Below are 11,842 nucleotides of genomic sequence, written 5' to 3'. Positions count from 1 at the left end.
ACCTCCGAGACCGCTCGCCGGGCTGCTCTGTCAGGCTGGCTGCACCACTACAACCACCACCGGCCCCACACAGCGCTCAGCAACCTCCCGCCGATCACACGCTGCACCAACGTCACCGGGCAGTACATCTAGGTGGCTGCGACGCAGCGGGTTCTGCTTCAGCGTGAAGTGCTGATTGGTGCGCAGGTCGTAGACCCACAGGCGCTCGGTCCAGGCATGGTCGGCGGCCGGCCGCTTGTCGAAGAACAGCACGTTGGCCTTCACGCCCTGGGCGTAGAAGATGCCGGTCGGCAGGCGCAGCAAGGTGTGGACGTCGTAGTCGCGCAGCAGCTTCTTGCGGATGGTCTCCCCGGCGCCACCCTCGAAGAGGACGTTGTCGGGCAGCACCACCGCCGCCCGGCCGGACATCTTCAGGATCGTGGCGATGTGCTGCAGGAAGTTGAGCTGCTTGTTCGCGGTGGTGACGACGAAGTCGGCGCGCTCGATCTCCCGGTCCTCGCGCGCCTCCCGGCCGTCCGCGCCCACCATGGTGATCGAGGACTTGCGGCCGAACGGCGGGTTGGACAGGACCACCGAGTAGCGCTGACCGGGGTCCGCGAGCAGGGCGTCCTTGACCTCGATGAGGCTCTGCCCGCTGGGCTTGCCGATGCCGTGCAGGATCAGGTTCATCGCGGCCAGGCGAGCGGTGCCGTCGACCAGCTCGACCCCGTGCGCGAAGGCGTCACGCAGGTGGTCACGCTCCTCCGGCGTCATGTCCGCGGCGTGCTGCGAGGCGTACTCGTGCGCGGCGAGGAGGAAGCCTCCGGTGCCGGCAGCCGGGTCGATCACCGTGTCGGACGCCGAGGGCTGCAGGCAGTCGACCATCGCCTGGATCAGCGGGCGCGGCGTGAAGTACTGGCCGGCACCCGACTTGATGTCTTCGGCACCCTTGGCCAGCAGCGACTCGTAGGCATCGCCCTTGATGTCGGTGCCCGACGCCGACCAGTTCTCCTTGTCGATGAGATCGACGATGAGCCGCTTGAGCTTGGCTGGGTCCTGAATGCGGTTCTGGGCCTTGCGGAAGACGACACCCAGGACGCCGGGCTGCCGGGCGAGGTCCTCGAGGATGTGCCGGTAGGTCAGTTCCAATTCGTCGCCGTCGGCGTCGAGGAGGCGCTGCCACGAGCAGTGAACGGGGACGATGCGCTCCGGCCTGAGCGGCCGGGTCTCGCGCTCGTGCGCCATCTTGAGGAACAGCAGGTAGGTCAACTGCTCGGTGTACTCGATGGTGGAGACGCCGTCGTCCCGGAGAACGTTGCAGTAGCTCCAGAGCTTGTCGACCAGCCTCCGCGCCTCTGTCACCGCACTCCCCGTGTCGGCGGAGCCGATCCCCGCGTGCCGTCTGCAATGCTCGCACGCTGCCTGGCCGACTCGGACCGCTGGTTGACCCGCGCGCCTGATCGGCTGGAAACCTATCGGAACGACAACTGGCCGCTGCTCTGCGAGCGGCACCACACGAGGTGTTACGAAGGCGGCTGCGATTCACCGGGACCCGGCATCGCTCGCTCACACCTAGCTAGCGGCCGAACAACTCCGAAGTTCTCAGTCGCCCGGCTCTGACCGGGGCAGTCGCCGAGGTGATCCGATGTCAACGGGACCGCTCTCACTGGATCAGGCCACCAGCCGTCGAAGTTCGGCGTGCCACTGATCGCCATCAACCACGTGGCTGACAGCCGCCAGGGCTTCCCGATGCCACGCCTGGCCCCAATGTGGCTGGATGACGGAGATCAGTTGCTGCCGGTCGATTTGCGCATCGGCGAACAAGGCCCGCGCATGGTCGTACGACGCATTCGGGTCACCTGATGCGAGGGCCTGTACGAAGAGAGCAGGCTTTCGAGGGGGATCGATCCGACAGGTGACTCGACGCTGGCCTCCGAATCGGTTCGGCAGCGGGGCGCGCGGAGTGGCCGGTAGCTCCGCCGAGTACACGTCTTTGACCACCCGCTCGGCAAAGGTCAGCTGACGGTCAGGCTTACCAAGAATCTGCAGGCCGTCCGCTCGCAGGATGGCTTCAGCGAGTGTCGTCAATGCAGTCCCGAGCTCATCGGTCGTCGCGTCTCCGGACAACTCGTAGGCGTTGGGCGGTGGAACCACCGATGGGCGCAATGCAAGCGAGCGCTGCACTGTCTGCCACCGGCCTTGCAGACTCGGGCTGCCCAGGTCAACGTTTGCAGTGGCGAGTACGTCCGCTGCCAAGCCTCGGTCGCTGAGGCGATACAGACCATCAGCCACCGGCTCGACCAAGATCGCAACACACTCGCCGTTGTGCAGAGCCCATGGCAGCGTCAGGAGACGACCGTCGCCGTAGGGGACGTCGATGGCGCTTTCCCTCACAGCCCCCGAGAAGACGGCCGCCAAGTCCAGATCAACATCGATGCTCATGGCGCCTCCTCAGGTGGATCGTCCCAGTTCAGGCCGGAGGTTTCGATCTGGAAGAGTCTTGCCGCCGCGACGAACACCTGATGGTAGGCGTCCGGTGTGACGACCGGGTCGAACGGCACGTGCGGGAACCACCCGGGCGGGTCAGGCATCAGCCGATCGGGCTCGTCGGAGCTGTCCCGCCCCTGCACGTGCGTCCATCGCTCCAAGCGGGGGCCTAGGCGGTGGACCCCGTTAACGTCAACACGACGACACAGGGAGCCGTTGAGGTTGAGGACGACGGTGGGCTCACTCGGTCGCGAAGGCCGTACCTGGATCTCGAGCACGACGGCGCAGCCAGGCATGTTCGCCGCCAAGCATTCGACACGACCACGCCAGGTGCCGTTGATCGCTGTCCAAACGACTGGCCCGACGATGAGCGCGTTGGCCCTGCCACTCAGCAGGTGTCGAGCCTGCGCGACGGTGAACTCACCCCAGGCCGGCACGGCGCTCCGCCAACTCCTCGGCGATCCCGATATCCGAGGTCCGCCCGGTGAGGCGTCCGGAAAAGGCAGCTTCCAGCAAAGCCCGGCGCAAGGTTCCCGCTCTAGCCGTAGCCTTGCGCACTGCGTCATCGAGGCGTGACGCCTGCTCGGTCAACTCCTTCGCGACGGCCATCGACCGCCGTTGTTCGTCGAGAGATGGCAAGGGGACCTTGAGTTCCGAGATGGTCGACTGGTCAATCTTGGGCATCGAGCCGGCGAGGCCCTTGGCACGGGAACGGAAGTAGCGTTGTGCGCGGGCGCTCCGAAGCGCCAGCGTCATGTACTGCGGCATGACGACAGCCTCGTCACATCGAAGTCTGATCATGAGGTCCGGGTAGATCGCCCAGCCGTTCGGCCCCTCGTAGAGGGCTGCAGAACCTACAAGCTCGGGAGTGTTCGAGCGCTGCACTAGGATGTCGCCACTCGCCAACATCACGTTGGCGGCTTTCCGAGCATCGACGTCCACTAGTTTCGTGAACGCGTCCGAGAAGGAGTTCTTGGTTACCGCGGTAAGAGTCAGTACGCGAGTGGTTCCGTGCTGCGACGCTCGCGCCGATAAGCCGTTCCGCATCGGCTCCCGCAGGAGCGAGCCGATGGTTCGCGTCCGATCCGCTCTCTTCCAGACCAGGCGCTCGCACCAGGCAGCCAACGCGGACTGGTTCTTCCGCCGCGCCGAGTCAGCGTAGGCGCGCCCTGCGTCGAGGCGGGAGAGGTGGTCTTCCAGTCGGTCAACGATGCGCCGCTGCTCTTCCCGCGCTGGGAGTCGGACGGCGATTCGGCGCATCGCGGCCTGCGTCAGCTTCAGCCGTGTCGTTCCGTTGGCGAGGCCGGAGTAGTCAACCCAGTTCAAGTAGTGGACGAGGTATCGCCGGTCCATCACCTCATCACGGGCCCGCAAGACGTGCGCGTGGTTGTTGACCCACGCCGGCCCGGTGATCCCGTACGCCTTCGCTTTGTCACGGTCGAGGAATTGAACGCCATCCTCGCCCAACAGGACGAGCGGCTCGTCGAAGAGCGACTGATCGATCCAGCCGACCTGGCCCGTCGCCCCGTAGTAGGGCACCACTCCGGGCCGCTCAGCACGTTCCTTGGCGTTCACCGGGACACGGCGCCCATCGAGAATGTCGACGAGCTCTCCGAGCGGACGCTCCTCCCAGCCGTCAGGCAGAAAAGTCACGCGGTCAACTCGCGGTTGAGGTCGGCCAGGTACACCGCCGCCTTGTCGCCGAGGTCGCGGAGCAGGCCGTCTACGCCGCCGTGCTCGGTGAAGGGCACGTTGTCCAGGTCGTCCTCCGTGATGCCTGCCGACGCGGCGATCACGTCGGCCATGCGGTCCAGCCACCAGCGCTGCCGCTCGGTGAACGACGCGCCGGCCTGCTCCTGCTGCGCAAGCCATCCCCGGTATCGCTCGCCCACCTTCTCAGCGAAGGGCTCAAGCCGATCGTCAGCCCCCAGGGTGAAGCGCACGAGCGAGACCAGGTCGGTCACCGTGTGCCTGTCCGTGTGCCGCACCTTGCCGACCTCGAGGGCCTCGTACGCCCGCCAGATGAGGTCCGGTGTCCAGTTGTGCGGGGGCCGCTTGATCCGCTCCGCTAGCTCCCGCAGCTCAGCGAACGTGACGCTCTGAGCCTGACTCTGCGAGTACAGCAGCTCGAGCGCCGAGATTTCGCTGCGGTTGTCCTCCAGGTACTGCCGCCACGAGGTCACGACCGACCGCGCCTTGTCGGTGTCGACGACGCCGCTGGCGTCCAGCAGCACATCAACGCTGACCTCGTCGATCACCTGGTCGTGCTGCTTGCGCAGCTCCTTGATCCGCTCCCGCAGCTCCGGCCGCGCGGCCAGCGGCGTCACAGCAGCGTCGACGAGCTCCTGGACGGCCGCCGCCGGGTCCTCGGGCTTCGCGGCGATAGCCCTGGCCTGCTCGTCCGCGTCCACGGCCCGCACCAAGCCCTGGACGATTGCCCGCAGGGAACCTCCGGCCACCTCGTCCAGCTCCGCCCGCTCTGCTGGCGAAAGATCCAGCTCCAGCTTGGCCAGCCGAGAGGCCAGCGACGCCGTCTCGTCCTCGTCCAGCGTGAACATGCCGGCCTTGTCGAGCAGCCGGTCCAGCGAGATCGACTTCTTGCGCTCCAGTGGAGTCGCGTCGACGTGCGGGTGCTCGGTGACCCCCACGGCGTCCACCAGCACGAATCGGTCCTTGGTGGTCGCGTCGGGCGTCACCAACTGGAAGTCGGTCGGGGAGATGGTCCGCGAGCCGCGGCCCTTCATCTGCTCGAAGTACGACGCCGACCGGACGTCCCGCATGAAGAAGACGCACTCCAGCGGCCGCACGTCCGTGCCCGTGGCGATCATGTCGACGGTCACCGCCACCCGCATCGTCGGCGACGTCCGAAACGCCTTGAGCGCAGCCTTCGGGTCCTTGGCGTTGTAAGTGATCTTCGCGGCGAACTCGTTGCCCGCCCCGAAGACCTCGCGAATCGTCGTCACGACCTCTTCTGCGTGATTGTCGTCCTTGCAGAAGATCAGGGTCTTCGGCACCGTCGACCGACCCGGGAAGATCTCGGTGAACAGCCGGTCCCGGAACGTGTCCAGCACCAGCCGGATCTGACTCTTCGCCGTGATCGCGCGGTCGAGCTGCCCCGGCGTGTAGACGACGTCCTCGTCGAGGCTCTCGTACCGCTGAACGCGCGTCCGCCGGTCAACCTTGGGCACCACGGTCCCGGCCTCGATGGTCGAGCCCGCGCCGGAGATCTGCGTCCTGATCCGGTAGACATCGAAGTCGACGTTCACGTTGTCCGCCACGGACTCCGCGTAGGTGTACTCCGAGACCAGGTTCTGCTGGAAGAAGCCGAACGTCTGCTTGACCGGCGTCGCCGTCAGCCCGACGACGTGCGCGTCGAAGTAGTCGAGCACCCCTCGCCAGACGCCGTAGATCGACCGGTGCGCCTCGTCCACGATCACCAGATCGAACGACTCCGGCGGCATCTGCGGGTTGTAGGAGACGTCGACCGGCGCGTCCGGGACGTAATTGTCCATGCCGGGGTCGTCGACGTCCTCGACCGTCCGGCCCTGGAGTGCGGCGTAGACCCGCTGGATCGTCGAGATCACGACCGACGAGGAATCCAGCATCCCGGCGCTGGTCAGGGCGTTGACGTTGTAGATCTCGGTGAGCCGCCGACCGTCGTCCGGCGTCGCGTAGTTCTGGAACTCCGCGAGCGTCTGCGTGCCCAGGTTGTTCCGGTCGACCAAGAACAGGATCCGCCGGAAGCCGCCGTGCTTGAGCAGGCGGTAGCAGGTGGTGACGGCGGTGTAGGTCTTGCCCGCACCGGTGGCCATCTGCACCAGGGATCGGCTGTACCGCTGTTGGGCCAGCGACCGCTCGATGCCCTCGATCGCGGAGATCTGCGCCGGCCTCAATCCCTCCTTATGCAACTCCGGCATGGACCGGACCTTCGCCCGCCAAGTGGCCGCAGCCGGGTCGGTCTCGGCGTCGCGCATCGTCCGGGCCAGCGTCTCGGGCCGCGGGAACGTGAAGATCCTCCGCGCACGGGGCACCGGGTCGTAACCGTTGGTGACGTGCACCTCGGAGCCCGACGCCTCGAACACGAACGGCAGCCGGTCGTCGAGGGTGAGCGCCTTGAGCCGCACGTCGGGCGCGAGGCCGTTGGCGTACCGCGCCGACTGCCACTCGACCCCGGACAACGTCGTGCCCTCGGGCTTGGCCTCGATGACGCCGACGGCGCGTCGGTCGACGTACAGAAGATAGTCGGCTCGCCCGTGCCCGCTGGCCATGACGACCTCCCGGACGGCGACACCGGGCAGCGTGAGGTTGGCTCGCCCCTTGTCCTGGACCGCCCAGCCGGCCGCGCTCAACTGCCGGTCGATGAGCACGCGCGCACGCTGCTCCGCAGTGAGTTGGCCGTTCTCCCCGTTACGCGTCATGCCGCCGGAGACGATAGGTCCTTCCGCGCGCCGTAACCAGCCCACCACGCCCCGTGGAAACCCGGTCCGGTGACAGAGGGACGCGGGTCGACCACTTCAGTCTTCGACCTGCTCCAAGAACCGACGCAGAGTCTCCAGGAAGACCTCGGGCTGCTCGGAGTGCACCCAGTGGCCGGCCTGCTTGATGCGGACCAGCCGGGTGGCGGGGAACAGCGCGTCCATCCGCTCCCGGTCCTGCGGGAGGACGTAGTGCGACGTCGCGCCGGCGATCCACAGCACCGGCCCGTCGAAGGTCGCCCCGGCGGGCGGCTCGGGGAATCCGCGCAGCTCGCCCAGGTCCCGCTCGAGCAGGTCCAGGTTGAGCCGCCAGCGCCAGCCGCCGTCCTCCGCGCCCCCGCGCACCAGGCTCTGCAGCAGGAAGCTGCGCACCATCCGGCTGGGGACGGCGGTGCGCAGGGCGGCGTCGGCGTCCTCGCGGGTGCGCAGGGCGTCGAGGTCCATCGCCTTCATGGCCGCGATGAAGACGCCGAAGGGGGAGACCTCCTCGTCCTCGTCGTCGGTCCGCCCGCCCTGCAGCGGGTACTCGACCGGCGCGATGTCGACGACGACGAGCGCCCGCAGCAGCTGGGGGCGGCGCAGCGCGAGGGTCATCGCCACCTTGCCGCCCATGGAGTGCCCGACGAGGGTCACCGGCTCGCCGTAGCCGGCCAGTTCGGCGGCGACGAGCTCGGCCATGTCGAGGTAGTCGACGCGGTCGGTCCAGGGGGAGTGCCCGTGGTTGGGCAGGTCCAGCAGCGTGACCCGGTGCCGGTCGGCGAGCCCCTTGGCGACCGTCGTCCAGTTCTTGCCCTGGCCGAACAGCCCGTGCAGGAAGACCACGCGGGGCCCGGCCTCGCCGAGGGTGCGGCCGTGCAGCTGCAGGTCGTCGTCCACCCGACCATCCCACCAGGCCGGCGCCGCGCGGTCCGCCCGGGGCGCGCCGTCAGCGCGGCAGCACCTGCGTCGCCCCGGTCGCCGCGGTCCAGCGGATCGAGCCGCCCTGGAAGTCGGACTGCCGGCCACCGGGCACCGCGTACTCGCCGCTGACCGGATAGCCCAGCGGTCCGCGCTCCCAGCCCTGCTGCGCCCAGCGGGCCCGGATCGAGCCGTACACCTCGTGCGCACCGCTCCGCGGCGACCAGTAGATCGACGAGCCGTACGCCCCGGCGAAGTGGTTGTAGCGGCCGACGCCGTCCGGGGTCGGCCGCTCGCCGGTGACCGGGAAGCCCAGCGGGCCCAGTTCCCAGCCCAGCCGGCCCAGTGGGCCCGGATCTGCCCGTACACCTCGTGCGCGTCGGTCGAGGGCGACCAGTAGATGGAGGCGCCGTCGGCGCGGTCGAAGTGCTGCATCACGCCGCGATTGCCGGGGGTCGGCGTCTCCCAGGTGATCGGCCCGCCCAGCGGGCCGCGCTCCTGGCCGAGGGCCCGGTACCGGCGCTCGATCGCGGTCCAGGCGACGCCGGTGCCCATGTTCCGGGCGACCCGCTCCCGCTCGGCGATCAGCGGCCACATGTTCGACCGGCAGCCCTGCAGGTCGATCGACTGCTGCTGCATGGTGGGGGCGAGGCGGCCCGCGCCCGGACAGGTCGAGTGGCCCAGGCCCAGCCACTGGCCGACCTCGTGGGTGATCACGTACTGCTGGTAGTACGGCACCCCGTGCGGCCAGGTGCTGGTCGCGGTCCGCCACCGGTCGTCGTTGATGTAGACGTTGCGGCCCACGCGGCAGCTGTAGAAGGCGTCGCAGCCGGCCAACCGGCCGATCACGGACGGCGCGGCGAGGACCAGCGTGAAGTCGCCGCCCGAGGGGACGCGGGAGAAGGCGAGCGCGCCACCGAGGCTCCAGCCCCGGGGATCGGCGAACGTGGCGGCGGCGACGGCGGCGAACTGGCCCAGGTCGCCGCGCACCGTCCCCTGCGAGGTGACCGAGTAGGTGAGGACCCGGTCGGCGGCCTGGGCCTGCGGCGCGGGTGGGACGAGCACCGCCGCGACCGCCGCGAGGGCCACCAGCACCGCGCGCCAGCTGCTCCGCATGCACCGCTCCTCGCCGTCCCGGCCGTGACGCGGTGGACCGTAGCGGCGCCGCGGCGCCCGGGGAACCACGTCCGCCACGGCTCTCCCGTCGCGCGACATGCCCCCCGGGCGACCGGGATCCGTCGGTGGCGGCGCCTACCGTGCCTCGGGACGAGGGGGAGGTACCGGCATGCCGGGACGACGCCGGCGCAGCAGCCGGAGCACCACCAGCACGACGACCCGCACCCGCGCCGCGGCGTCGCGGACGCGGGCGGCCGCCAAGCCGAGCAAGGCGGCTCCCGAGCTGCCGGTGGTCGGCCCCGGCGAGCGGGTCTGGGTGCTGGCGGTGCCGTTCCGGGCCCCTGCGCCGGGGGCGGTCTGGCACGCCGGGCTGCAGGCGCACGTGTGGGTGGGCGGCGAACTGCCCGCGTCGCTGGTGCCCTACGACCCGCCGCCCTACAGCTTCGAGCGCTTCGTCGAGGACGAGCTCAACGCCTCGCCGCGACCGCTTCCCGAGGCGCGGCCGCTCACCCCGCGCGACCAGCAGTGCGACGGCGCGGACGTCGTCGCCGCCCATGCCGCTGCGGGTGGCCGGGTGTTCCTGCTCGGCGACGACCCGGGCGTGGGCAAGACCGGGACGGCGATCCTGGCCGTCAAGGCGGTCGCCGAGCAGCGCGACGTGCGGCGGGTGCTCGTGGTCGCCGACCGGCCCGCCGCGATCACCATCCCGCACTGGTCCCGCTCGATCGCCGGCTTCGGCGACGGCGGGCTCCGCTGGTGCGTGACCACGTGGGACCGGCTGGGCAAGGTGGCGGAGGTGCAGCGGGCGACCGGCGCGCGCTTCGACGTCGTCGTGGCCGACGAGGCGCACATGGTGCGGCACACGACCACGCAGCGGTGGAAGCACTGGAAGGTCGTCTCCGGCGCCGGCCGGGTCAAGGACGCCCCGTACGTGCTGGCCTGCACCGCGACGCCCGCGCACACCCCGCTCGAGCTGCCGTACCTCGCGCCGCAGTTCGCCGTCCAGCACGGGGACCCGCTCAAGGACTGGGCGGACCTGCCCGCCCGGCTGGCCGCGCGAGGGTTCCACGTGGAACGTGGCCGCTACGGCTGGCAGTGGACCGAGGACGCCGACGAGCGCCGGGCCGATCTCGCCACGCTGCAGGGCTGGCTCACCGAGGCCGACCCGCCCGCGACGCTGCACCGGCCCGCGCCGTGGGGCCCGGTGTCGGTGAGCGGTGCGCCGGTGGCGCTGACGCCGGCCGAGCGGGCCTCCTACGAGGCGGAGTGGTCGGAGTTCCGCGCGGAGATGCAGCTGGCCCGGCGGGGGCGGCAGACCGCCCGGGGGCGCGCCGCGCTGCTGCGGTTCCGGCAGAAGGCCGGGCTGATCCGCGTGCAGGCCACCGTCGACTGGGTGAAGGCGCAGGTGGAGGCGGAGCGGCAGGTCGCGGTGTCGGTGGAGTTCGTGGAGACCGCGGCCGACCCCATCCGCGAGGCGCTGCTCGGGGCCGGCCTCGAGGTGGCCGGCATCTACGGCCGCGACCGCTTCGACGTCGAAGCCGAGCGGCTGCGCTTCCAGCGCGGGGAGGCGCAGGTGTGCGTGTTCACCGTGACCGCCTCGATCAGCCTGCACGCCGGGGAGCTGCTGCCCGACGGCGCGCACGCCTCGGAGCTGCCCCGGGTGGGGCTGTTCCACCAGCCGCGGTTCTCCGGCATCCAGGCGCGCCAGGTCACCGGCCGCACCCACCGCGACGGCCGGACCTCGCCGTGGCTGGTGGCCTTCGCGGAGGACACGGTGGAGGAGCAGGTCGCCCGCGTGATGGTGGAGCGGCTGGCCGTGACGGGCTCCACCGCCGGCGCGGACACCTCCGCCCTGCAGGAGATCGCCGAGCTGCTGGACGCCGACTGGCTGCCCGGCACGGCCCTGACCGAGGGCTGATCCGGCACGCGCACGGCAGCATGCAGGCGTGCACAGCAGAGCGACGCCGTGGGCGCGGAGGGCGATTGCGCACGTGGCACGGTCAGCGGTGGGCGAGGCGCTGGACCGGTCGCTGCGGGTGACCCTCAACTTCCACCCCGACCGGCGGGTGTACGGCGGCACCGTGCTGCAGCAGCTGGCCCGCGACGGGGTCTACCGGTCGCAGTTCGAGACGGGCACCAGCAACGGCGGGCTCACCGCTCACCCCGGGGGTGACCGGTGGCGCTGGGAGCAGCGCATCTTCGGGCACGCCTACGACGACGCTCCGCCCGCTGAGCGGCCGAAGTACGGCGCGCTGAACCACCGCCGGCGCAGGATCGGCGCGGCTCCCCGGTTCGGTTCGGCACACCTGCGGCTGACGGCCTCCGTCCTCGAGCGCAGCACCTTCTGCTTCCCCGACTCGGTGTTCGAGCCGACCGCGCTGGCGACCGCCGACCGATTCGGCCTGTTCCCGCTCGTGCAGCGCTTCGACGCGCGCCCGCTCACCGACGAGATCGAGGCCACCGAGGGCGGGCTGCTCGACGACTACGTCGAGGCGCACGTGCACGGCCAGGTCGAGCTGGCGGCAGACGTGGAGGCGCTGGTGCTCGACCCCTGCTTCCGCGGCACAGCCACCGAAGACCAGGCCCACGAGCTCGGCATCCCGGTCGAGTGGCACGAGGGACGGCGGCTGAGGGTGGAGACGCTGGCCGCGCACGCGGCGTTCCGGGGTCCGCGGACGGTGGAGGTCGGCCGGCGGATCGCGGTCGGCGAGCTGCTGGACGCGTCGGTCACCGGCCGGGCCGCGGCGGCCGGGCGCGAGGATCCGCAGGACCTGAAGCGGCTCTGGCACTGCGTGGCCAGGTTCGGGGCTCCGATCGAGAGCTAGCTCGTCCCGACTCTGCGGGTGGGTTCCCGACGTCGCGGGTCCGAACGCACCGGCGACGTCGGG

8 protein-coding genes and 1 pseudogene are annotated in these 11,842 nt (G+C 70.3%); 3 read left to right on the top strand and 6 right to left on the bottom strand.

Annotation, left to right across the window (positions count from 1 at the left end):
- On the top strand, positions 1 to 132 hold a 132-nt coding region (locus DQ239_RS15815; protein WP_147252142.1), incomplete at its 5' end, for an integrase core domain-containing protein.
- Between the two features lie 54 nt (positions 133 to 186).
- Here DQ239_RS15815 and DQ239_RS15810 read toward each other — a convergent pair.
- The 6 genes and pseudogenes from DQ239_RS15810 to DQ239_RS20680 form a co-directional block, all read right to left on the bottom strand.
- Positions 187 to 1,341: pseudogene (locus DQ239_RS15810) on the bottom strand (class I SAM-dependent DNA methyltransferase); the annotation flags it as partial.
- Positions 1,342 to 1,650: 309 nt separating this feature from the next.
- On the bottom strand, positions 1,651 to 2,421 hold the full coding sequence (locus tag DQ239_RS15805) for a hypothetical protein (RefSeq protein ID WP_113835365.1): 771 nt from the start codon (positions 2,419 to 2,421) through the stop codon (positions 1,651 to 1,653).
- Positions 2,418 to 2,570 carry a hypothetical protein gene (locus DQ239_RS20425; RefSeq protein ID WP_158544856.1) on the bottom strand — a complete coding sequence of 51 codons (153 nt, stop codon included), beginning with the start codon at positions 2,568 to 2,570 and terminating at the stop codon, positions 2,418 to 2,420. Before DQ239_RS20425 ends, DQ239_RS15805 begins: the two co-directional genes overlap by 4 nt.
- A 316-nt stretch (positions 2,571 to 2,886) precedes the next feature.
- Positions 2,887 to 4,119 (bottom strand): restriction endonuclease subunit S, encoded by a 1,233-nt coding sequence (locus DQ239_RS15795; RefSeq protein ID WP_113835363.1) that lies wholly within the window; start codon positions 4,117 to 4,119, stop codon positions 2,887 to 2,889.
- A complete protein-coding gene (locus DQ239_RS15790; protein ID WP_113835362.1) occupies positions 4,116 to 6,884 on the bottom strand; it encodes a DEAD/DEAH box helicase family protein in 2,769 nt (922 codons plus the stop codon). Before DQ239_RS15790 ends, DQ239_RS15795 begins: the two co-directional genes overlap by 4 nt.
- 96 nt (positions 6,885 to 6,980) lie before the next feature.
- A complete protein-coding gene (locus DQ239_RS20680) occupies positions 6,981 to 8,954 on the bottom strand; it encodes an alpha/beta fold hydrolase (protein ID WP_199583059.1) in 1,974 nt (657 codons plus the stop codon).
- 169 nt (positions 8,955 to 9,123) lie between these two features.
- On the opposite strand from DQ239_RS20680, the gene DQ239_RS15775 reads away from it, so the two are divergent.
- Together DQ239_RS15775 and DQ239_RS15770 are read left to right on the top strand one after the other, a co-directional pair.
- Positions 9,124 to 10,872: a helicase gene (locus DQ239_RS15775; protein ID WP_113835360.1), complete on the top strand. Its 1,749-nt coding sequence runs from the start codon at positions 9,124 to 9,126 to the stop codon at positions 10,870 to 10,872.
- 73 nt (positions 10,873 to 10,945) lie between these two features.
- Positions 10,946 to 11,779 (top strand): DUF3626 domain-containing protein, encoded by an 834-nt coding sequence (locus DQ239_RS15770; protein ID WP_113835359.1) that lies wholly within the window; start codon positions 10,946 to 10,948, stop codon positions 11,777 to 11,779.
- Positions 11,780 to 11,842 lie beyond the last annotated feature (63 nt).

Source organism: Blastococcus sp. TF02-09 (genome assembly GCF_003319105.1).
Taxonomy (GTDB): domain Bacteria; phylum Actinomycetota; class Actinomycetes; order Mycobacteriales; family Geodermatophilaceae; genus Blastococcus.
This window is presented reverse-complemented; position numbering and strand designations above follow the sequence as displayed.